Source organism: Gemmatimonadales bacterium (genome assembly GCA_030697825.1).
GTDB lineage: Bacteria > Gemmatimonadota > Gemmatimonadetes > Gemmatimonadales > JACORV01 > JACORV01.
This window is the reverse complement of the sequence record JAUYOW010000067.1, coordinates 1-21,981: the sequence shown is the minus strand read 5'-3', so window position 1 is coordinate 21,981 and position 21,981 is coordinate 1. Positions and strand designations below refer to the sequence as shown.

Below are 21,981 nucleotides of genomic sequence, written 5' to 3'. Positions count from 1 at the left end.
TGCCGCCTTTCTTCAGAACGACGCATGCGCATGCTTCCGCCGCTCCCCCCGCTCCAGATACGTAGGACTCACGATCGGGAACCGGTCCGCGAACCACGCGTACGCCAGACCCCACAATCCGAAGAACCCGACCGTGACCAGCAGCTCCTGCCAGCCCAGCGGCAGCTTCGGAGCGCTCGGCACGATGGACGGCACCGTCAGGACGTAGCGGTCGATCCAGACGCCGCACAGCGAGATGGTGGCGAAGGTGGCGAAGACCGCCGGCGTCTGCTTCGGTTTCGCGCCGATCAGGCCCCAGAACGGGATCAGGAAGACCATCACGACCATCAGCGTCGAGATGTTGCGCCAGGTGGGCGACGCCATGCGGAGGAACAGGAAGCTCGTCTCCTCCGGCATGTTGCCATACCAGATCACCAGGAACTGCGAGAAGAAGAGGTACGCCCAGAAGACCGTGAATCCGAAGCACAGCTTGCCGAGGTCGTGGAGCGTTGTGGTGGTAATCAGGTCTTCGAGCTGGAGGTGCCGACGCCAGAACATCGTGAGCAGCCCGAGCGACATCAGCCCTGTCAGCCAGGCTCCCATGAAGAAGAAGCCGCCGAGGAGGTTCGAGATCCAGTGCGGCGCCAGCGACATGATCAGGTCGAACGCGAGCAGGCTCATCACGACCGCGTACGCGAAGATGAGCCCTGGGGCGATGTAGTTCTGCCGCTCCTCGGAGAAGTCGGCTCCGCGGCCGGGCTGGTCGAAGCCCTTCGCCAGCCACGCGTAGAGCTGCTTGACTCTTTCGGGAGCGCCCGCCTGGAGCAGCGCCGCGTCGGGCCTCAGCGAGTGGTAGAGGAACCAGAAGTCGAGCCCGTAGAGCACCAGCAGGGCCGCGATGTCGCGGCCGAACATGAAGCCGTCGCGGAGCCAGAAGGCCTTCACGTGCGGCTCGGTGATCGGCGCGGCGATCCACGGGAAGATCTGGGCCCGGCCTATCCAGAGCACCAGGAACAGCGCGAACGAGACCGGCAGGAACGCCGCCGAAGCCTCGGCGATGCGGCGGATGGGGTAGCTCCACCGCCCCTTGGCCACCTTGACCACGGCGCTGAACAGGAGGCCGGCCTGCGCGAGCCCGGTCCAGTAGAGCCAGTTGATGTGGTAGGCGCGCCAAGCCCTCGCCGAGTCGGCGCCGAGCGCCAGCAGGATGAACGTGAGCGCGCCGACGGCCGTGGACGCCAGTAGCAGCGGCTTCACCCAACCAGGCAGGGGCCGATCCAGCTTGCGCAGGACCGCGTCGCGCCGCGAGTGGTCGGTCACGCTCCGCTCCTGCCCACCGGCACCTGTCCACCGCTGCAACTCTGCAACTCTGCAACTCTACGGCCCACTGTTTGCCGCCCCCTGTAGCTGCCGGACGTAGTTCACGACGTGCCAGCGGTCGGCACCGCGGATCTTGTCCCCGTACCGCGGCATGATACCTCGGCCCTGGCGGATGACCGCGTAGATGTAGCCGTCGGTCCGCTGCTTCGTCATGTCGGTGACGAGCGGCGGGACGTAGCCCATCTTCCCCGCCACCGGGCCGTCGCCGCCGCCCTGGGCACCGTGGCAAACGGTGCAGTAGGTGTCGTAGATACGGCCGCCGCGCGTCAGCGACGCCTCGGTCCGCGCGGCGGGGTTGGCGACCTCATGCAGGTCGGTCAACAGGTCGAGCGAGTCCTCGTGCCCGGTCACCGGCACGGAGCCGGGCGGTACCCCGCGCGGCGCCGCCTCGCCGGGGAGCGCCTCGAACGGCCTCGTCACCGCCTGGTCACGCATGGTGGTGAACCACGGAATCTTGCCCACCGCGTTGTCGAGCGTAGTGCAACCTACAGCGGCGACGGCAAGCACCGCGGCCGCGAGCGCGCGTCGGGCCGGCCGGTTCGTCGGTGCGGCTATGCGGCGGTGCGCCGGCTCAGACATCGTTCACCTCTTCGGCGCCCGCGGCGCGCATGATCTCCTCGGCGGTAGCGACCTGCGCCGGCCCGCCGAAGGCCACGATGCCGAACTTGTCGTTGCTGAAGCGCGGATCGTATCCCGCCGCCATGCGCAGCTTGGGCAGCTGCGCGTTGATGAACATGCCGGCGACGGTGACCAGCGCGCCGAACAGGATGGTGCACTCGAAGCCGATGATCACGAACGGCGGGAGGGACACGATCGGCTTGCCGCCGGTGACCAGCTCCCAGTCCAACGACGTCGATATCGCGTAGGCGAACCCGAGCGCGCAACCGGTGAGCCCGCCCACCAGCGTGAACACGCGGACCGGGCTCTCCTTCTTCGCGAGCACGTCGTCGAGCTCGTGGTTCGGCACCGGCGAGTACACGGTGAGGCCCGCGTAGCCGTGGGCCTTGAGCTCGCGCAAGGCGAGCAGGCATCCGTCGAGGGTGCCGAAGACGCCCACGACGCCGGGGCGCGTGACAGACACCGGAAGCGTGGCCATCAGTGCCCCCCTCGCGCGTGCTTCCGGCCCGGCGGCGGCAAGGACTCCTTGATCTCGCAGATGGCCATCGACGGGAAGAACTTGATGAACAGCATGAACCACATCGAGAACCAGCAGAAGCTGCCGATCAGGATGCCCATCTCGTTCCAGTTCGGTATGTAGTACGCCCACTGCCACGGCTCGAACTCGTGGGCAAGGCTCGAGACGATGATGACGAAGCGCTCGAACCACATCCCGATGTTGATGAAGATCGAGATGACGAACAGCGTCGGGATGCTGGTCCGGATCTTCTTGAACCAGAGCAGCTGCGGGATGAAGGCGTTGCAGGTGATCATCGTCCAGGTGGCCCACCAGTACGCCCCGAACGCCCGGTGGTAGAACGTCTCGCGCTCGATCGCGTTCCCGCTGTACCAGGCGACGAAGTACTCGGTGCCGTAGGCGTAGGAGATGATCATCGAGGTCAGCAGGCAAAGCTTGGCGAGGTTCTCGAAGTGCCGGACCTGGAGATACCGCTCGAGGCTGAACGCCTTGCGGAGCGGCACCAGGATGGTGATGACCATGCCGCAGCCGGAGAAGATGGCGCCCGCCACGAAGTACGGCGCGAAGATCGTGGCGTGCCAGCCCGGCACGATGGCCATCGCGAAGTCCCACGACACCACGCTGTGCACCGATAGCACCAGCGGAGTGGAGAGCGCGGCGAGGAACAGGTACATCCGCATGAAGTGCTGCCATTCGCGGTCCGAGTTGCGCCACCCGAACGACAGCACACCGTAGAGCTTCCGCCGCCACCCGACCGACTGGTCACGGATCGCCGCGATGTCGGGGATGAGTCCCATGAACAGGAACGTGGCCGACACGGTGAGGTACGTCGAGATGGCGAAGACATCCCACACCAGCGGCGACTTGAAGTTCGCCCAGAGGCCGCGGGTGTTCGGGTACGGGAAGACCCAGTACGCGAACCAGGCCCGCCCGAGGTGGAGCACCGGGAACAAGCCCGCGGTCAAGACCGCGAACACGGTCATGGCCTCGGCGGCGCGGTACACCGCGCTCCGCCACCCCGATCGGAACAGGAAGAGGATCGCGCTGATCAGCGTGCCCGAGTGCGCGATGCCAACCCAGAAGACGAACGTGGTGATGTAGGTGCCCCAGAAGATGGGCGGCGTGTACCCGGTGACGCCGAGGCCCAGCCTTATCTGGCGCATCCAGCAGAACGCGCCGAACGCCAGGCCGCTGAGGATCACGCCCATCGCCATGAACCAGCCCCGGCCCGGCGGCTCGATCGTCCGGATGACGTCCCGGTTCACGTCGGCGTACGTGGGCTCGGCGGCGGGCGTGCCGTGCAGCGCGGGGGCGGAGGCTGTCATGGCTTACGCCTCCTCCGCGTGGATGACGCGACTCAAGTAGGTGATCCCCGGTTTCGTGTTGAGCTGCTCGAAGACGTGGTACCCGCGCTCGTCCTGCTTCTTTCGGCTCACGCGGCTGTTCGGGTCGTGCGCGTCCCCAAAGATGATCGCGCCGGCCGGGCAGGTCTGCTGGCAGGCGGTGGTGATGTCGCCATCCCGAAGGGTGCGGCCGCTCACCCGGGCGTCGTTCTGCGCGAAGCGGATGCGCTGCACGCAGAAGGTGCACTTCTCCATCACGCCCTTGGTGCGGACCGTTACGTCCGGGTTGAGCTGCCAGCTCAGCGCTCCCGGGAACGAGTACTGCTCGCTCACCGGATTGCCGTAGTCCCACCAGTTGAAGTAGCGGACCTTGTAGGGGCAGTTGTTGGCGCAGTAGCGGGTGCCGACGCAGCGGTTGTAGACCTGGCCGTTGAGCCCGTCGGGAGTGTGGTACGCCGCGTACACCGGGCAGACCGGCTCGCAGGGCGCGTTGGCGCACTGCTGGCACAGCATCGGGACCTGCCGCACCTCGAAATCGGTGCCGGTGGGAAGGTCGGTCTGGCCGCCCTCGAACCCGTCGTAGTAGCGCTCGAGGCGGATCCACGCCATCTCGCGACTCCTCACCACCTGCGACTCCCCCACCACCGGGATGTTGTTCTCCGCGTAGCACGCCGTGACGCAGGCGGAGCAGCCGGTGCAACGGGAGAGGTCGATGGTCATCTCCCACTTCGGGTTGTCCTTGCCGTAAACGCCGAGATTCGTGCGCAGCGACTGCGACGCCGCCGCCGTGTCGATGGCGGCCTGCTCCGCCTCGGTGATCGCCTCGTGCCCGTGCTCTCCGGCGTGGCCGGCCGCGAGCGCTCCGAAGGTCACCGTGCGCGCGATGCCGCGGTCGTGCTGCCGCGCGCTGCCCTCAGTGGTGGCGAGGGGCCGCCGCTCACCGGTCTTCGTCAGGGTGACGCGGGTCTGGCAGAAGGCGAGTGCGCCCGACTGGTCGGTCGCGTCGGCCGCGAGCAGGGCGAGCGGACTGGCGCCACGGTCCTTCGCGAGCCGGCCGTACGCCGTGTGGCCCTGGCCGATCGGCATGGCGACCACGTCCCGGCGCACTCCGGGGAAGACGTAAACGACCGCTTCCACCTGCCGCGCCCCGGACGAGACGGTGACGACGTCGCCGTTGCGCACGCCGAGGTCCTTCGCCGTCTCCGGATGCAATTCCACCCACGTCTGCCAGGCGATCTTGGTCGTCGGGTCGGGCAGCTCCTGGAGCCAGCCCTTGTTGGCGCCGCGGCCATCGTAGAGCGCGGCGGAGGGCACCACGAGCAGCACCGGCCCGTCCGCCGGACCGTCGAACGTCGGGAGAGCCCACGAGAGGCGCGCGAAGTCCATGGCGAGGCGCACCGGCTTCGGGGCGGATTCCGCGAACCCGCCGCCGGCGGCGAGCATCCCGTCGAACGTCCGGGGCGCGATGCCGGCCGCGACGAGGTCGCGCGCGGTCGTGGCGCCGGGGGGTGCGACGTTCCGGCCGGCCTGCTGCGCCACGGCGAGCAGCACGTCGGCGGCCTGCCTGGTGTCGTGCACCGGTGTCATCACCGGCTGCACCAGGCTCCTGACGCCGGGCATCGGCTCCAGGGCGCCCCACTGCTCCAACGGCGTGTGGTCGGGCAGGATGATGTCCGCCAGCTCCGCTGTCTCATCCGGGTGGCTCGCGAACGCCACCTTGAGACGCACCTTCGCGAACGCCTCCGCGAAGCCGGCCGAGGCCGGCAGCGTGAACGCGGGGTTGGAGCCGTGCACCAGGGCCACGTCCACGGCGCCGGCGTTCATCGCGGCGATGAGGGCGCGCATGTCCGAGTAACGCGAGACCCGCTCCCACGGCGATGACGCCTGGAAACGCACCGTGCGTCCCAGGTTGCCGGCCAAGTAGTTGAGGACGTTGACGGCGACCGCGGTCTGCGTGGCGGCGCGGTGCTGGTTGGCGACTCCGCCGGCCACGGCGAGGGAAGGCTGCGCGTCGCCGAACTCAAGGGCGAGACGCTCGATCACCGTTTCCTCGACGCCGGTCGCTTCGGCAACGGTGCGAGGCTCGAACCGCGCGAGTATCGCGCGGAGACGGTCGGCGTCCACGCCGGTCACGCGGGACTTGCCCTGCCGCATCATCGAATAGGCGATGCCGAGCGCGAGCAGGCCCTCGGTGCCCGGCTTCGGGGCGACCCACTCGTCGGCGCTGAAGCCGGTCATCCCCCGCCGCGGCTCCACCGCGACGAACTTCGCCATCCGTCCTTCGTGGTAGCCGTGCGACTCGGCGAAGCCGCGCGCGAACTCCACCGGCGACAGCCACGTCTCCAGGAAGTCGGCGCCGAACGAGAGGATGTAGCGCGCCCCCGCGAAGTCGTACTGCGGGACCGACGCGAGGCCGAAGGTCAGGCGGTTGGCCTCGCGCAGCGGCTCGAAGGCGAACGCTTCGTGGCGCAGGCGGCGGGTGGAACGGAACGCCGCGAGGAAGGTGTCGTAGAACCGGTCGAGCGTGCCGCTCTCGGCGCCGGTGACCAACGCCACGCGGTCGGTGCCGGAAGTGGCCGCGGCGCCCAGCGCCGAAGCGAGGTCGGCGATCGCCTGGTCCCAAGTGATCCGCCGCCAGACGTTCCCTTCGTGTTTCCTCGGCTGGGTGATGCGGTCGGGGTCGTACAACCCCTGGAGCGCGGCGTGACCGCGCGAGCAGAGCCGGCCGCGGTTCACCGGATGCTTCGGGTTGCCCTCTACCTTTATCGCGCGTCCCTCGCGCGTCTTGACGCGGATGCCGCACCCCGCCGGACACTCCCGGCAGGTGCTGGCGTATACGGTCGCGATGCCCGGGATGAGGTCGTCGGACGGGACCAGATACGGCAGCAAGTGGTCCGGGCTTTCGGATCCGCAGCCGGCCGCGAGACCGGCGCCCGTCACGCCGGCGACTTGGAGGAAACGTCTACGCTTCATCGCGGCCGCGCGTCGGAGTGTGAACGGAGAGGGAGCGGGGAGCGGGGAGCGGTACCTTTGGGTGAAGAGGGAGCGGTACCTTGGGGAGCGGTACCTTGGGAGCCGCTGGGTGGCGCTGGAAGCGCACCGCGACCGCCGTCCGCACGGATGGGTACCGCTCCCCCGGGTACCGCTCCCCAAGGCCTAGAAGTGGCATGTCGTACAGTCCCGCGTGATGCCGCGCCGCATGTGACAGTTCGTGCACCACCCCATCTGGTTCACGTTCTGGGCCGCGAAGACCCGCGGCATCTGCTGGATGTTACCGTGACAGGACTGGCAGGCCAGCCCGGCGTTGACGTGACGCATGTGCGGGAAGTGCGCGTGCTCGGCGATCTTGTTGACGCGCACCCACGGTATCGGTTCGCCGCGCCCGGCGAAGTCGCGCAGCTTGGCGATGTCGGCGTTCGGGTTGCCGGCGGTGTCGGGCGCGGACATCACGAGGTGGCACCCCATGCAGGTGCTCACCGTCGGGATGTTCGCCGTCCAGGAGTTGGCGGCGTTGTTGTGGCAATAGAGGCAGGGGATGCGATACTGTCCGGCGTGAACGTCGTGGCGGTAGAAGAGGGGCTGCTCCGGCCCGCGGAGCCGGCCGGGCAGCGTCGGCCAGGGCCCGCCGGGTTGCGCGCTGTCGAGACTGGAATAGCCGCTGCCGTGAGTGGGCAGGAGCGGGAAACTCCAGCCCGGCGCTGGTGTCGCAGTCTGCTGGGAGCCCTGACCCCCGGCCATCGAAACGCCGGCAAGAGCGGCCCCGATCCCGAGCAGCGTCCCGCCGGCGATGATGGCTGTAGTACGCTTCATCCAATCCCTACGCAGAGAGGTTGGTGCATGCGACGCAGTTGATCAGGGGAGCCGCAAAATTCTAGCCGCGGCACAGGGCAATCACAAGGGCGGAGGAGTCGGCGTCGCGGGTTCCACGGGCCGTGGCCACCCGAGCACCAGCGCGCCTCCCAGCGCGACGAAGAGGCTGAGCACCTGGCCCATCGAGAACGGGCCAAGGACGAGCCCCATCGGATTCGATGCGCTGGCGAACTGCGCGTCGGGCTGGCGAGTGAACTCGGCCGCGAACCGGGCCGCCGCATAGAGGAAGAGGAACACGGCCGTGACGGCGCCGGGCCGCCGAGTCCAGGCGCGGCGCCACCGATAGATCGACCACAGGACCATGCCGATCAGCACCCCCTCGAGCAACGCCTCGTACAACTGCGACGGGTGCCGCAACGGCACGTCTGAGGCGAGCGCCGCCCATCCGCCGCCCGCGCGCAGGGCGGCGTAGGCATCGTACCAATGGAGCGAGCCCGCGGCCGCCAGCTCGGGCGAGAGGACGAGGGCAACGGGATCGGTCGGGAAGCGCATCGCCCAGGGAACGGCCCCGGACACGACCCTTCCGTACAGCTCCCCGTTCACGAAGTTCGCGCAGCGCACCAGGAAGATGCCGAAGGGGACGGCGAGGCAGAGCGCGTCGGCGAGACGCCGCCACGAGTGGGCCCGGCGCCGCGCGAAGAGCGCCGAGCTCACGACCACTCCGAGCAGCCCGCCGTGGAACGAGAGGCCGCCCTCCCAGATCCGCAGCAGCTCGAGGGGGTGCGTCAGCAACCGCTGTTCGTAGAAGAGCGCGTAACCAATGCGCCCGCCGAGCAGCACGCCGGCGACCAGCCAGCCGATGAGGTCGCTGACGTGGCTCTTGGTTAGGGCGATGAACCGGTCGCGGGCGAGCTTGTCGAGTACGAGCCCGCCGAGGAGGAAGCCGCCGAGGTATCCGAGCCCGTACCAGCGGACCTGCACCGGACCCAGGTGCAGCGCGACGGGGTCCCAGCCGGGGAACGTCAGTTCGGCGAACAGCACGCGCGAGGCACCCTCCCAACGCGGACGCGCACCCCCGGTGCCGGGGAGGCGTGTGCGCGAGCTACCCGAGGGCGGGCGGTGAGGCCGGTCGACGCCATCGTACTCAGGCGGCCACCGCCGCGCGCCCGCCTTCGCGCCGCGACGCGACGATCGCGAGCGCGTACGTCAGCGCAGCCAGCAGGTAGAGCACCTTGATACCGGCGACCATGGACCCGTATTCCAGCACCCCGCCCACGATGGCCCCGAGGACGTTCCAGCCCAAGGCCCTGGCGGGGTCGGGGCGCAGGGCGAAGAACCGCGGGAACAACAGCGCGGCGAAGAGGATCGGGAGCGCCACCACCAGGCTCCCCAGCGTCCACTGGGCGACCAGCCCCAGGCCGGCGAGCGAGCGCACAGGGAGGACAGCGCCGAGCGCCAGCGCGGCGAGCAGTCCGGCGAAGAGGACCCGCGGCTGAGGCCTGAACCCTCGCGCCACGGCGACATTGGCCGCCAGGACCACTGACAGGATCGACGCGAATACCAGCACGTTCACCGTCCACGTGGAGCCGAACAACAGCGCCATCTCGGTGACGCTCTTGGTCTCCAGGAGCAGGAAGCCGGCCCCGAAGCAGAACATCGTCGCGTCGAAGCTGCCCGCGCCGCGCCACCCGCCGACGGCGCCAGCCACACCCACCAGCGCGAGGGCCAGCACCCCGCCGAGTGCCCAGAGGTAGTGGCCCGGGACCGACGGGTGCCGGAGGTAGAGGTACGGCCAGTTGTCGGTGGGCAGGCGAGTCTCACCAAGCAGCCAGCTGGGTACCCTGTAATCCGCGATGTGCTCGCGCGGCATTCCCCCCACGAAGACCGTGTTGAACAGAACAGGCGGCTCGATACGGATCGCCAGCGCCGGTGCCCCGAACGCCCAGTACAGGTTCTGGTACACCCGAGCGGCGATGTAGCGGAAGCCGGCCATCTGGTACATGATCAAGCGGCCGCCGGGCTCCAGGCGCGCGCGGGCGTCCTGCATTGCCTCCATGGTGTAGACGTAGTTGTCGAGGCGCAGCGACGAGAGCCCCGACAGCAATGTCTGGCTGTCCAACGTACCGAAGACGATCAGCGAGTAGTGCCGCCGCGTCTTTCGAAGGAACGCCCTGGCGTCGTCGACGAACACGCGCACCCGCGGGTCCGCGTACGGGCTGGCGCGGTGGCGCGCGCGGCCGAGCGTCAGGATCGCGGGGTCGATCTCGACGGCGTCGATTGCCTTCGCCCCCATGGCGAGCAGTAGCGCGATGTCGTTGCCCGTCCCCGCCCCGACGACGAGCACCGTGTCGAGGCGCTCGACGAAGTCATAGGGCAGCCGGTAGTCGTGCAGCACGCGGCGCACCGTCGGGCTGCGGCTGCTGTCGGCGAAATCGACGATGAACTGGTGCAGCGAGCCGTTGACGTTGACGATTTCGTAGCCCGGCTCCGGGCCCGGGTACACGTCGATCCGGTAGTACGGCGACCAGCGCTCGTCGGGGCGGGCGCCAGCCAGCACGACGCCGAGGCCAAAGCCCGCCGCGGCCAACGCTCCGAGGCGCCCCCGCCACCCGGACCCGCCCAGCAGAAACTCGGCGGCGAACGCCGCACCGAACCACACGACGGGCGGCAGGCTGACCCGGCTCATCAGGGCGAAGACGGCGACGCCAGTGAGCGCCCCGCCGATGTCCAGGCTGTACGCGGTCAGCGGCCGGAACTCGCCGAAGAGGCGACCCAGGCGCGCGCCGAGCGGGACGAAGACGGCCGCCAGCACCGTGAAGACCAGGAGCACGGTGGGCGCGAGCCCCAGCGCCACCGCCGTCGGCGAGGGCTGGCCATAGATGCCCCACAGAAACTCACCGCGCGGGACTTTCACCGTCACGTCCCGGAGCAATGACACGGCGGCGAACAGCGCGACCGCGAAGGCCGGCCACGCCGACGCGAGGTGGCGCAGCCGTCGCCACGCGAGCAGCCCGATCCCGCTGCCGAGGAAGGCGCCGAGGATTACGAAGTTCGTGTAGTACGAGAAGAACTTGACCTCGGCCGCCACGTACCGGATGAACGCCAGCTCGAGGAAGAGGACCAGACCGCTGGTACCAGCCAAGCGGAAAGCATTGGCTCGGGAAGCGGGCACGCGCAGCGCGCCGGCAATCATGGGCGCGGAAGGTACAGGGCACCGGCCGGCGGCGCCAAGCGGGCCGGGGCGTGGCTAGGGCTCTCTGACCGGAAAAAGCGAAGCGCGCGTCCCGAAAGAGGACGCGCGCCCGCAAGCTATGAGGGCCTACGCGGCGGCGCTAGCCGTCGCTCTCGTCGCCGTCCTTGTCCGAATCTTCGAACCCCTTGATCGAGTTTTTGATGTTGTTCTCGACCAGGCTTTGGTTCGCTCCCCCCTGGTTGGCCGTGGCGGGGCCTACCAGCGGCCCGCCCACGCCGTTGCGGAACCACGTCGAGACGTCGAGTCGGATGGTCACGTTGGTGGCCGAGCCGGTCGCGTCAATCACCAGCGGCGGCACGAACTGGATCTCCTGTTCGATGTCGAGCGACGTCGTGAACGTGAAGGCCGTCCCATTGTACGACCCGGTCACGCGGATACTCGTGTTCGCCGGCCACGTCGGGTTGGCGGCCAGGAAGGCGTTGTCAACGGCGTCGCCGCCGAGCTTGTGGATGTCGAACTCGATCTCCGTGTAGGTACCCGAGTCGATCGCCACCGTGACCTCTGTGGCGGCTCCCGCCGCGAGCGGCACGGTCACCAGGGTCGCGCCCACCTCGAACTCCTCGCAGGCGTCGCTGTTCGCCGTGGAATCGCAGTCCGCCGTGTTCGCGCGCTTCAGCTCGATCTCGCGCAGCAGGACCTCGACACTAGTGATGACGAGCGTGTTCGTGCCGTCGGTCAGGGTCATCGAGTCGGCGAGCACGCCGCCGACCGACATCGCCCCGCCCACACCCGGCGGCTTCACGCCGGAGAACGACAGGCCCACGGTCTGCCCGCTGGCCGCCGGGCTGGTGGAGTCGCTGCACGCGGCAACGGTCCCGATGGTCACGAGCATTCCCGCCAACACCATCCGCTTCGCTTGGAGCTTCATCTGACCTCCGTCTAATGTGTGTGGACACCTGGTCCACGTTCGGCGACACCCGGGCGGCGCCCAGATGTTGCTTGAAGTCTGAACAATCTAGCCGCCGGGGAGGGTCGTCGCAGTGCGACGAATCACGCGCGGCGGCGTGACCCAATCACATGTCCGTCGTTGTGCGGCGGTTCGCGGGCAGAGCGTACGGTCATCAGGTGATGCGCGTCACGAGGGTTGTTTCATTTCCGAGACGCCGACTCGGGTTTCGAGCACATTGACCGCGGCGTGCTCACCCGGAGAGCTCGAGCCTCGCCAGCGCCGCCTCGGGCAGCCGGAACGGGAAGTGGGTGCCGAGGACGAAGCGTTCCCGGCCCACCGTACGGTAGAGGTGCGCGAGGTGATCCTCCGGCGGGCCCCAGATCCAGCTCACGTCCCACCTGATGCGCGCCGACTCCGGCGGCGTCGAGCCGAAGTGCACTTCCTCCACCACGCCGCGGTCCGCGCAGGTGACGAGCAGCTTCACCCTCGGGTGCGCGCGCACCGTGGCGCGCACGTCCGCGCCGATGAGGTCGCGCGCCACGTCGAGCGGGTGCCGCTGGCGTCCGTCCTCGATCCGCATCGTGAGGACCAGCTCCAGTCCGGCCTCCGCGCACGCCGATGCGAGGTCCCGCATCGCGTCACCGCCCGCGTCGAAGCCGTAGTGCGCCGGATAGGTGCGCACCGCGGGGCACCCTTCCTTCCTGGCGCGCGTCACTTCGCGGTCCCATCCCGGATGGACAGGGTTGATCGCGGGGACCGGAAACAGGCGGCCGCGATGCTGCGCGAGGGCTGCGAACAGCTCGTCGTTCCCCGCCGCGACGTCGCGGTACCAGAGACTCGGCAGGTGCCCCACCCACGCCCGCGCGATGCCGAGCCGGTCCATGTCGGCGAGCAGCCGCGCCGGCGTCGGCTCCGGCAGCGCGCGGAACGGATACGCCCCGATCATCGCGTTGTGGTCTACCAGCGCACTCACTTGTCTCCCCTCTCTCCCCTTACTCCCTTTACTCCCCTTACTCCCCTTACTCCCCTTACTCCCCTTACTCCCCCAATCACCTTCTCCCCAAATAGGCGTTCAGCATTCCTCCACCGCACACTCTCCATATCCTCCCTCGCCAACCCCATCGCCTCGAGCGCGCGCAACTTCGCCAAACCCGTCTCCATGGTGAGGTCGGTCCCCCACAACAGGCGTGAAACGCCCAGGCACTCCAGGCACAGCTCGAGCATCCCCCGGTCCACACCGCTCCCCGACAGATCCACCCAGATGTTCGTGACGCCGACGAGTGCCCGCACCGAATGCGTCCAATCCCCTCCCCCGCCGAGGTGCGCCAGGATGAACTGGGTCTTCGGATGACGGTCGGCCAGCTGCAGCAGGTCCAGCGCGTCGGAGATCTCCTGGTTCGACACCTCGCCGCGCCGATGCTGCCAGATGTGTTGGAGCACGGGGGCGCGCCGGTCCGCGGCCAGCTCGGCGATAGGATCGAGCAGCGGGTCTGAAGCACGGCGGCTCGCGGCCAGCTTCACGCCGATCATGCCCGTGTCGAGCCACCTCTCGATCTGGCTTAGCGCGTGGTCGGTGAAGTTGGGGTTCACGGTGACGTAGCCCCGGATGCGGTCGGGATGCGCCTCCATCAGGCGGGCCATCGCGCCGTTGCCGTACGCCACGTCGTCCGGCGAAGGGAAGTAGGTGGGCGAGGTGTGGCCCCAGGTCCCGAGGATCGAGGCGACATGCGTCGTGATCCCCATGCGCTCGCCGACCTCGAGGCGGCGCGCGTTCAGGGCCTCCCAGTCAGCGCGGCCGCAGCGGTCGTGTAGGAAGTGGACGTGCACGTCCACCAGCGGCGAGGACTTCGCCCGCGCGCCACTCATGCGCTCACCTCCGCCACCGCGCCGCGAATCGCGTCCAGCGTCGCCTTCACCTCGTTCTCTCCATGAGCCAGGCTCGGGAAGTTGTACGCGCCGCGCTTCAGGAGTACCCCGCGCTCGACGCACCCGAGCAGGAACCGCCGCTCCCGTTCCGCATCCCTGAAGCGCAGCAACCACATCTCGGGGAGGCCCAGAAGGTCCCGCTCCCCGCTTCCCGCTCCCCTTCTCAATCCTTCCATCATCATCGTGCCGATACGCGCCAGGTGTCCCGCCACGTCCTCCCGCTCCCACACGTCCAGCACCGCACCGGCCGCGGCCAGCGAAACGGATTCGGTGGCGAGGGTCGAGGATACCCACGTTTCGCGGAAACGCGCCATGAGGTCCGCGCGGCCCACAACCGCCGCCAGCGGGAAACCGTTCGCCAGCGCCTTGCCGAGCACCGCAAGATCGGGCTGCACGCCCCAGCGTTCGGCGGCGCCGCCCTTCGCGAGGCGAAACGCCGTCTTGACCTCGTCGAACACCAGCACGATGCGTCGCTCCGTCGCCAGCGCTCGCGCGGCCTCGAGCCAGGCCAGGGACGGCGCGTATTCGATCACCGGCTCCAGTACGATCGCGGCGGGCGGATCATCGCCGGTGCTCTCCCGCTCCAGCGCGGCGACGTCGTCGAAAGGAACCGAGGTCCAGAGTCGCGCGACCGCCGCCGGCACACCGGAGCCCGCGGTGGGTCCGTCGAGCCAGCCGTGATAGCCGCAGTACACGACGCGCTCTCGGCCCGTGGCGACCCGCGCGATACGCACGGCTGCCTGCACCGCCTCGGCGCCCGTCTTCAGGAAGCGCGCCTGCTCGGCACCGGGATACGCCGAGCACAGCCGCTCCGCGATCTCGACCTCGAGCACCGGCGGCAACGGTCCGACGCCACCGTCACGCGCCGCGCGCGCTACCGCCTCGACCACCGCGGGATGCCCGTAGCCCAGTCCGACCGCGCCCAACGCCATCGTCCAGTCGAGGAGCACGCGGCCGTCCGCCGCCCACCCGCGCGCGCCTTCGGATCGCACCATGTGCGTCGGCCCACCTGGACCCCCGAACAGCGCGTCGGGTCCCTTCGAGCGGGTGGAAGTGAACCCCGCCACCGCGTCCGCAGCTCGAAGCGCCCAGTCACCCACTGGACACCGTCACCTGCCAACCACTGCGGCGTCGGTGGCGTCTGCACCCTACTGCGCACCGCCTCACTGCACCCTCACGCGTGGCAGCGGTCCCGGCATCGGACGGTCGCCCGCAAGATAGAGTCGTGTCCCACGCGCTCCCGACCACACCATTTGACCCACCCGACGCTCGCGACCTGGGCGGGCGCGGTTCACGTACAGGTCGAACCCGAATTCGTCCAACTCTTCCTCCGGGAGCTCGATCGCCAACGTCGCCCGATAGCCGCGTGCCGTCGGCATCCACGCCCCCTCCACCACCATTTCGACTTCGGCGTCCGTTCCGCGCACCGCTCTGACCCGGATGCGCGACCGATCATCGGCATCGGGCACGACGAGCCAACCGTAGAACATCGTCGTCTCGAGGTAGACCTGGAACCCGTCGCTGTGGGCGTCCGGGTTCTCGTTGTCCAGCTCCGGGTCCGCCGCGTCCCTCGGACGGAAGAGCGGGTCGGGCGCCGCGACGTCCACGCCGAGGTAGACCCGGCCGCCATCGGTCGCAAGGTACGCGCGCGCCGAGAAATCGTCCGGGCCGGCCCACCCGTCCTCGGCGCGCCGGAACTGGTGTGGCTGGTCGAGCGCGAGCGGAGGCTCGATGAGGAACCCGTCGAGCGTGCCGTCGAGCGCGGGCGGCTCCTCGACGCGATGGCAGGTCGCGGCGTACGCGGGTTGCGGCGCCGCGCTGCCGGCCGGCCCGGCGGCCCGTTCGGGCGCCGGCGCGTCGCTCTCCACCGCCTCGCGCAGCCCGCCCAGCTCGATCGGATCACCGTGCCCGAGCTCGATCACCCATCCCGTCTCCGTCGGCCGATGGGTGTGCACCCGATCGCCGGTGAGGCGCACGAAGTAATCGGTCTCAACGCACTCGACCTCCAGCCCCTCCCCGGACAGGTCCACACACGCGACCAGCGTGACCTCCTCCCCCGTGCTCACGACCACCGGGAACTCCAGGTCGGACGCCGTGCCGCCCGACGTTCCGGCCGGAGGTCCGGGCGCCTTGGACATCTGGATCTGTATCGGCTGACGACCGGAGAGGAGCACGCGCAGCGTTCCTTCAGGCCGCTCGAAGACCATGCCGTGCTCGTCGGCGCGGACGCGACCCAGTCCGTGCCACGGGAGCGCGAGCGTCCGCTCTCCGGCCTCGCTGCCCATCTGCACCACGTCGAGCACGTACCACGGTGTGACGACGAGGGTGCGCTGGATCGTCGCACCGTCGTACGCCGTGCCGTCGGGCAGTTGCGCGCACACCCAGCCGAAGTCAACCAGCTGGTCGAAAGCGAGGCACTCGCCGTGCGCCACCGCCTGCGACAAGCCGTCGAGCAGCGGCGCGTTGTGGGCCGCGGTGGCGCGGTACCACGCGAGGTCCGGCGAGACGTAGGAGCCGGTGCCGAAGTCCACCAGCCACGGGATCCCGTTCGCGTGCACCGTGAGGTTGAGCCGGTCGGGATGGCCGTGCCCGCCGCCCGGCTCGCCGTAGTCGAGGCTCACGTAGCGCGCGTCGCCGTTGCCTCGGAAGATGGCGAGGCCCGTTGCCTCGAGGTGCACCGTGGCGGGCTTCCATTCGTCGGGGGCCGCCGCCGGCAGCTCCGGCGCCATCCAGAGCAAGGCCTTCCATCCGAGCCTGTCCCGGCGTATCCCGGCCGCCGGCTCCGCGCGCTCGACCTCGGTGACCTCGCCCTCGGCGCCGTCGCGGGGCGCCAGGGCCTGGTCGTAAACATGCGCGAGCAACGACGCCAGCTGGTCCGCGTCGCGCGTTGGCCCACCGGGGGGCGTGCGCGCCAGCGCGAGCTCCCACAACTCAGCCATTCTCCTCTGCCTGAGCGACACCCCGAACTTGGAGTCCCGCCGCGCGGGAAAAGTGAAGTCCGGCAGCGCCGTGAGCACCGGCGCGCGGAACGCCGCGCGGAACTTCGCGCCGTGACGGCCCGCGTCGGACCACAAGTCCAGGTCGCCGGCGGCACGCAGCATCTCGGCGCCCCAGGCCAGGCCTCGCAGCGCGAACCAGTGGTAGTTCTCGCCCTCGTACCAGAGCCCGTCGGCAAGGAGGCCGCCGTCGAGCGAGGAGAGGATGCCCGACGGACCGTGCGCCGCGGTCCGCGACATCACCTCGTCGCCCAGGACCCGGCCGAGCGCGAAGAGCGCCGCGGAATTCCAGACCTGGCGGTTGGACCGGCCTTCGTCGAAGTCGGCGATGATCGCGGCGCTCGGCGCGAACAACCGGTCGCGCAGGTCGCGGGCGAGGGTGGTCGGAATCCGGCTGCGACCTTCGAGGAGCGAAGCCGAGGCCGCGAGGTGCAGCACCCAGATGGACTCGAGGTAGGTCGAAAAAAAGGGACGGCCCGGGCCGAGGACGTTGTCGGCGTTGGGATACTTCTCGTAGCGCGCGACGAGCGCCTCCAGCGCTTCGAGCGCTCGTGACTCCGCGCGGGCGTCGTCGCCGAGCCCCGAGAGCAACGCGCAGTGCCAGATGCGCTCGGCGAGCCAGAGCTGGTACCAGTAGACCCACCAGCGATGCGCCTGTTCGGTGGACCAGATGCGGCCGCAGGTGGTGCAGCGCTGCGCGTGCGGCGACGCCGGGTCGAACCCCAGCTCCGCGCCCTCGTCCTGGCAGAGACTGCCCCAGCGGGACAGCAGCGCCTTAGCCTCCGGCACGTAGAGCGGCCGCTCGAGGAACCCGGCGAGACCATCGCGCAGACGCCGGCGGGCCGCCGCAAGGTCCGCCGACCCGGCGATCTCCCCGCTCCGCCGTTCCAGGTCTTTCGCTCCTATCAACAGACTCATCGTTCCCCCGCCTCCCACGCTACGACCCCCGCCCCATCGAACGTGAACGGCAGCACCGTGCCACCGGCCGCCCGCAACGCCTCCGCGACGGCGAAATCGCGACCGGGCCTCGCGAGGAACACCAGGCACCCGCCGGCGCCCGCCCCGCACGCCTTCGCGGCCTCCGCGCCCGCGGTCGCGGCCGCCTGCTCGAGCGCCCGCATCGTCTCGGTCTGCATGCCGGGGGCGAGCGCCTGCTGGTGCCGCCAGTTCTCCGCCAGCAGCTCGCCCACCTTGCCCACGTCGCCCAGCACCAGCGCGTCGCGCATCCGCTTCGCGCACTCCTTGATGCCGTCGAGAGCGCGCAGCACCTCGACGTCGCCGCGCTCGATGCGCTCCCAGACCGCGCCGTGCGTCGCATCGGACGAACGCGGCGAGCCGGTGAAGCAGAGCACGAGGTGCTGCTCCAGCTCCTTGAGGCATGCGAACGGGACCTCGAGCCGGGTGGACGAGACCTCCGGATCGCCGAACTCCATGTACTGCACGCCGCCCAGCGCCGCGATGTACTGGTCCTGCTTCCCGCCGCGCACCCCGGCGTCGTGCACCTCCACCTGGTGCGCCGACTGCGCCAGCTCGGCCGGCATGCGCCGCTCTCCCCGCGCCGCGGTGAGCGCCGCGACGAGCGCCACGCCGAGCGCGCCCGAGCCACCGAGGCCCGAGCCCGCGGGGGCGTCACTACGGGTCACCAGCTCGAATCCGCCGGGGGGCGCGTACCGCCGGGCCGCCGCCTTGAGCAGCGCCAGCTCGCCGTCGGGGCGCAGCTCATCGGCGCGGCGCGCCGTCACGACGGCGCCGTGTTCCAGCGCGCTCAAGCGGACGCCGTCCCGCTGCGGCCTGACGAACGCATGCGCGTAGAGACTGATCGCCACGTTGACTACCGCGCCTCCCTGGCGCGCCACGTACGGCGGCACGTCGGTCCATCCGCCGGCGAGATCGATGCGCATCGGTGCCCGCGCCCGGGCGATCATCTCGTGGCCACCTCGATCCTCCAGCGGGCCAGCGTCGCCAGCTCGCCGCGCAGGTCCATCGTCACACCGCCCACTCGCCGCCGCGCGCCCTGCACGCCGCGCGCGTGATAAAGGAAGGTCACGGGAACGTCGCGAGCTGCGAGCCGCTGCACTTCGGCGAAATCTCCGGCGTCGAGCGCGCGGTCCACGGCATCGCTCCGGTACTGCGCGTACTGAAGCGGGCCGCTCATCCGGCGCGAGTCGAAGAGCGAGCCGAGATAGCCGAGGGCGAGGTCGCCGGAGATGCCGGTCACCAGCGCATCATAATCGCGTGCGCCGCCCTGGGCAGCGGCGAGGAACGCGCCCAGCTCGAGCTGCCGGATGCGGACCTCCACGCCGACCGCGGCGAGGTCGGCCTGGATCATCTGCTCGAGGACGTTATCCGCGGATCCCACGGTGTTCAGGGTGAACGCGAGCCTCCTGCCCTGGCGCGCGCGCACCCCGTCGGGCCCGAGACGCCAGCCGAGCGAATCGAGCCGCACGGCCGCGACCCCGCGGTCGAAGGGTACGCGCGGTACGGCCACGGCCAGCGGGTGCGACGGCGGCACCGGGCCGTCCGCGACTTCACCGAAACCGTAGAGGTAGGCTCGAACCAGCTGCTCCCGGTCCAGTGCCATGGTAAGCGCGCGCCGGAGCCGCACGTCGTCGAATGGCGGCCGGCTCGTGTTCCACACCAGTGCGTAGGTGAGGAGGATGGGATAGTCGAGCGCGTCGAGGCCCCGGGTCCGGCGGACCAGGCCGGCGTGCATCGGCAGGATGCCGGCGAAGTCGAGCTCTCCGGTGACGAGGCCCGCGAGTTTGGTCGTCGCCTCGTCCACGACGACGACTACCAGCCGCTGAAATCGGGGCGGACCGCCGAGGGCGCGCGGGAAGTCGGGGTTCGCCGCAAAGACCCAGCGGCGTCCCGGCTGGTGCGAGACGAAACGGAACGGGCCGTTGCCGACGGGTTCTTCGTTGAAGGAAGAGGTGCGTAGCGCGCGGTGCGTGGTCGTGCCGAGGAGATGCTCCGGTAAAATGGCGAGATCGGTCAGCACATCCGGGAAACGCTCCTGCGCTCGGCAAAAGCTGACGCGGACGGTGAACGAGTCGGGCGCGGCGACGCCGGTCACGCAGGCGAGGTCGCCGGAGCGCGGGTAACCGGTCGCGGGGTCGCGCGCGGCGTCCAAGGTGAACGCCACGTCCGCGCTCGTCGTCGCCGCGCCGTCGTGCCAGCGCACGTCGCGACGCAGCGTGAGGTCCAGCGCGTGCCGGTCCGCGGTCCACGACCACCGCTCGGCGAGGTAAGGCTCCGGAACGAGCGCCGTGTCGTAGCGCGCCAGCGTCGTGAAGAGCGCGTAGCGCTGCACCTGTTTGGCGAGCGGATGGGTCGTGATCAGCGGATTGATGGACTGGAGGTCCGCACCCGACGCGTAGAACACGGTCCCGGGCGGCGAGACCGGACCGCAGGCCGCGAGGGCGAGCACGGACAGAAGCGGGATCCTTCGCACGACGGGGGAAACTAGAGAAATGAGGCGCCGGGCGCGAGATTGGCGGCGATGCGCGCGTCCTTGCTGAAGCGCCTCGTGCTCGCCGTGCCGACCCTGTTCCTGGTGCTGACGCTCAGCTTCGTGGGCCTGCACCTCGCGCCGGGCGATCCGGTGCGTCTGTTCCTCGGCCCCACCGCCGACCCGGCGGCGGAGCAAGCCGCCCGACATGCGTTCGGCCTCGACCGCCCGATCCCGGTGCAGTACGCCGAGTGGCTGGTGCGATTCCCTACGGGCGACTGGGGCACGAGCATCGCGCAGCAACGGCCGGTCGCGCGCGTCCTGGGTGACGCGCTCGGCCCGACGCTGGTCCTCACCGGCCTTTCGCTCCTGCTGAGCTATCTGGCCGGCATCGCGCTGGGCGCGGTGCAGGCGGCGCGCCGGCGCTCGCGCCTCGACGCTGCGATCACGGCGGTGACGACCGCCCTCTACGCACTTCCCTCCTACGTGCTCGCGCTCGGCCTCGTCCTCGTCTTCGCGTACGGCGCGGTGCTCTGGGGCTGGCCGGCGGTGCTCCGCTTCCCTGCCATCGGCGCCGAGAGCGTGGGCGCGGAGTTCCTCGACCCTGGCGCGCGGCTCGCGGACCGGGTGCGGCACCTCGTCCTGCCGGCGCTGACCCTCGCGGTGGTCGGCGCGGCGGGCGCGGCGCGGTTCGTGCGCGGTTCGATGGTCGAGGCGCTGCGTCAGCCTTTCGTGCGCGCCGCCCGGGCGAAGGGTCTCACCGAGCGCACCGTCGTGCTGCACCATGCCCTCCGGAACGCGCTGGTGCCGGTGATCGTGCTGATCGGGCTTCAGCTGCCGGCGCTCTTCTCGGGCGTGGTATTCGTCGAGACGATCTTCGCGTGGCCGGGGATGGGCCGGGTCACGGTGCAGGCGGTGCTGTCGCGCGACTATCCGGTGGTGATGGCGGCGACCGCGGTCTTCGCGACGCTGGTCGTGGTGGGGAACCTGCTCGCCGACGGCTTGGCGGCGCTGGCCGACCCGCGGGTGCGGGGCGAATCGTGACGGGGGCGCACCGGCTCGGGGCGCTGGGCCGCGACCGTCGGGCGCTGGTTGGCGGACTGGTGATCGTCGTGATCGCCCTGGCCGCCGCGATCGGCCCGTTGGTCTTCGGCCATCAGACGATCGAGATGCGCGAGGTGGTGGCGCGGCGGTTCCTGTCGCCGCTCGCCCGGACGCCCGACGGCGCGCTGCACCTGCTGGGCACCGACCGCTTCGGGCGCGACCTTCTCGCGCGGCTGCTCCTGGGCGCGCGGATCTCCCTGGCCGTGGGCGTGCTGGCGGCGATGGCGTCGCTCGGCATCGGCGTGTTGTTGGGAGCGGTCGCGGGCTATGCCGGCGGCGCGGTGGATCGTGCCATCATGGCGCTGACGGATGCGGCGCTCGCGATCCCGCGGGTGCCTTTCCTCCTGTTGCTGGTCGCGCTCTTCCAGCCGGGCCTCACGATCACCATCGCGGCGCTCGGCCTCACCGGCTGGATGACGGTGACGAGGCTGGTGCGCGCCGAGGTGCGGTCGGTGCGCCGGCGGCCGTTCGTGGAGGCGGCGCGCGCGCTGGGCGTTCCGCCGGCGCGGGTGCTGGCCCGGCACGTGCTGCCGCACGCGCTGACTCCGGCGCTGGTGGCTGCGGCGCTCGGCGTCGGCAACGCCATCATGCTCGAGGCGGGGCTTTCGTTCCTCGGCCTTGGGGTCCAGCCGCCGGCGGCCTCGTGGGGCAACATGATCGCCGCGGGACGGGACGCTTTGGTGATCGCGCCGTGGGTGGCGCTGGCGCCGGCGGCCGC

The 21,981-nt window shown here is 70.2% G+C and carries 17 protein-coding genes; 2 read left to right on the top strand and 15 right to left on the bottom strand.

Features of this window, described 5'->3' with window-relative positions:
• Window positions 1-12 precede the first annotated feature (12 nt).
• The 15 genes from Q8Q85_03185 to Q8Q85_03115 all read right to left on the bottom strand — a co-directional run bounded on the left by Q8Q85_03185 (window position 13) and on the right by Q8Q85_03115 (window position 20,162).
• A complete protein-coding gene (locus Q8Q85_03185; GenBank protein ID MDP3773249.1) occupies window positions 13-1,299 on the bottom strand; it encodes a hypothetical protein in 1,287 nt (428 codons plus the stop codon).
• Window positions 1,300-1,356: 57 nt separating this feature from the next.
• On the bottom strand, window positions 1,357-1,938 hold the full coding sequence (locus tag Q8Q85_03180) for a cytochrome c (GenBank protein ID MDP3773248.1): 582 nt from the start codon (window positions 1,936-1,938) through the stop codon (window positions 1,357-1,359).
• Window positions 1,931-2,455: a DUF3341 domain-containing protein gene (locus Q8Q85_03175; GenBank protein MDP3773247.1), complete on the bottom strand. Its 525-nt coding sequence runs from the start codon at window positions 2,453-2,455 to the stop codon at window positions 1,931-1,933. The genes Q8Q85_03180 and Q8Q85_03175 overlap by 8 nt, the downstream gene beginning before the upstream one ends.
• Window positions 2,455-3,819, bottom strand: a complete 1,365-nt coding sequence (gene nrfD / locus Q8Q85_03170) for an NrfD/PsrC family molybdoenzyme membrane anchor subunit (GenBank protein ID MDP3773246.1) — start codon at window positions 3,817-3,819, stop codon at window positions 2,455-2,457. Before nrfD ends, Q8Q85_03175 begins: the two co-directional genes overlap by 1 nt.
• A gap of 3 nt (window positions 3,820-3,822) precedes the next feature.
• On the bottom strand, window positions 3,823-6,810 hold the full coding sequence (locus Q8Q85_03165; GenBank protein ID MDP3773245.1) for a molybdopterin-dependent oxidoreductase: 2,988 nt from the start codon (window positions 6,808-6,810) through the stop codon (window positions 3,823-3,825).
• Between the two features lie 183 nt (window positions 6,811-6,993).
• Window positions 6,994-7,647 (bottom strand): cytochrome c3 family protein, encoded by a 654-nt coding sequence (locus Q8Q85_03160; protein MDP3773244.1) that lies wholly within the window; start codon window positions 7,645-7,647, stop codon window positions 6,994-6,996.
• A gap of 81 nt (window positions 7,648-7,728) precedes the next feature.
• The gene (gene lgt / locus Q8Q85_03155; protein MDP3773243.1) at window positions 7,729-8,688 is read right to left on the bottom strand and encodes a prolipoprotein diacylglyceryl transferase; all 960 of its coding nucleotides are present in this window, start codon (window positions 8,686-8,688) and stop codon (window positions 7,729-7,731) included.
• A 103-nt stretch (window positions 8,689-8,791) separates the two neighbouring features.
• Window positions 8,792-10,789, bottom strand: coding sequence for a hypothetical protein (locus Q8Q85_03150; GenBank protein MDP3773242.1), 1,998 nt, complete (start codon window positions 10,787-10,789; stop codon window positions 8,792-8,794).
• A 190-nt stretch (window positions 10,790-10,979) separates the two neighbouring features.
• Window positions 10,980-11,768 carry a hypothetical protein gene (locus tag Q8Q85_03145; protein MDP3773241.1) on the bottom strand — a complete coding sequence of 263 codons (789 nt, stop codon included), beginning with the start codon at window positions 11,766-11,768 and terminating at the stop codon, window positions 10,980-10,982.
• Window positions 11,769-12,039: 271 nt separating this feature from the next.
• A complete protein-coding gene (locus tag Q8Q85_03140) occupies window positions 12,040-12,762 on the bottom strand; it encodes a hypothetical protein (protein MDP3773240.1) in 723 nt (240 codons plus the stop codon).
• Window positions 12,759-13,655, bottom strand: coding sequence for an amidohydrolase family protein (locus Q8Q85_03135; protein MDP3773239.1), 897 nt, complete (start codon window positions 13,653-13,655; stop codon window positions 12,759-12,761). Before Q8Q85_03135 ends, Q8Q85_03140 begins: the two co-directional genes overlap by 4 nt.
• Window positions 13,652-14,710 (bottom strand): aminotransferase class III-fold pyridoxal phosphate-dependent enzyme, encoded by a 1,059-nt coding sequence (locus tag Q8Q85_03130; GenBank protein MDP3773238.1) that lies wholly within the window; start codon window positions 14,708-14,710, stop codon window positions 13,652-13,654. Before Q8Q85_03130 ends, Q8Q85_03135 begins: the two co-directional genes overlap by 4 nt.
• Before the next feature lie 168 nt (window positions 14,711-14,878).
• Window positions 14,879-17,629, bottom strand: coding sequence for a heparinase II/III family protein (locus Q8Q85_03125; protein MDP3773237.1), 2,751 nt, complete (start codon window positions 17,627-17,629; stop codon window positions 14,879-14,881).
• Entirely contained in the window at window positions 17,626-18,636 is a 1,011-nt protein-coding gene (locus Q8Q85_03120) for a hypothetical protein (protein MDP3773236.1), read from the bottom strand. The genes Q8Q85_03125 and Q8Q85_03120 overlap by 4 nt, the downstream gene beginning before the upstream one ends.
• Window positions 18,633-20,162 carry a peptide ABC transporter substrate-binding protein gene (locus Q8Q85_03115; protein MDP3773235.1) on the bottom strand — a complete coding sequence of 510 codons (1,530 nt, stop codon included), beginning with the start codon at window positions 20,160-20,162 and terminating at the stop codon, window positions 18,633-18,635. Before Q8Q85_03115 ends, Q8Q85_03120 begins: the two co-directional genes overlap by 4 nt.
• Window positions 20,163-20,210: 48 nt before the next feature.
• Here Q8Q85_03115 and Q8Q85_03110 point away from each other — a divergent pair, with 48 nt between their 5' ends.
• Entirely contained in the window at window positions 20,211-21,203 is a 993-nt protein-coding gene (locus tag Q8Q85_03110) for an ABC transporter permease (GenBank protein MDP3773234.1), read from the top strand.
• Window positions 21,200-21,981: ABC transporter permease (locus tag Q8Q85_03105; protein MDP3773233.1), on the top strand; the 782-nt coding region annotated here is incomplete at its 3' end. The genes Q8Q85_03110 and Q8Q85_03105, both read left to right, overlap by 4 nt.

Bases quoted from the DNA above. Each gene is read 5' to 3' on its own strand.
- Q8Q85_03165 (MDP3773245.1), bottom strand. From the start codon at position 6,810: ATGAAGCGTAGACGTTTCCTCCAAGTCGCCGGCGTGACGGGCGCCGGT.
- Q8Q85_03135 (MDP3773239.1), bottom strand. From the start codon at position 13,655: ATGAGTGGCGCGCGGGCGAAGTCCTCGCCGCTGGTGGACGTGCACGTC.
- Q8Q85_03110 (MDP3773234.1), top strand. From the start codon at position 20,211: ATGCGCGCGTCCTTGCTGAAGCGCCTCGTGCTCGCCGTGCCGACCCTG.
- Q8Q85_03145 (MDP3773241.1), bottom strand. From the start codon at position 11,768: ATGAAGCTCCAAGCGAAGCGGATGGTGTTGGCGGGAATGCTCGTGACC.
- nrfD (MDP3773246.1), bottom strand. From the start codon at position 3,819: ATGACAGCCTCCGCCCCCGCGCTGCACGGCACGCCCGCCGCCGAGCCC.
- Q8Q85_03130 (MDP3773238.1), bottom strand. From the start codon at position 14,710: ATGGTGCGATCCGAAGGCGCGCGCGGGTGGGCGGCGGACGGCCGCGTG.
- Q8Q85_03175 (MDP3773247.1), bottom strand. From the start codon at position 2,455: ATGGCCACGCTTCCGGTGTCTGTCACGCGCCCCGGCGTCGTGGGCGTC.
- Q8Q85_03180 (MDP3773248.1), bottom strand. From the start codon at position 1,938: ATGTCTGAGCCGGCGCACCGCCGCATAGCCGCACCGACGAACCGGCCG.
- Q8Q85_03120 (MDP3773236.1), bottom strand. From the start codon at position 18,636: ATGATCGCCCGGGCGCGGGCACCGATGCGCATCGATCTCGCCGGCGGA.
- Q8Q85_03125 (MDP3773237.1), bottom strand. From the start codon at position 17,629: ATGAGTCTGTTGATAGGAGCGAAAGACCTGGAACGGCGGAGCGGGGAG.
- Q8Q85_03160 (MDP3773244.1), bottom strand. From the start codon at position 7,647: ATGAAGCGTACTACAGCCATCATCGCCGGCGGGACGCTGCTCGGGATC.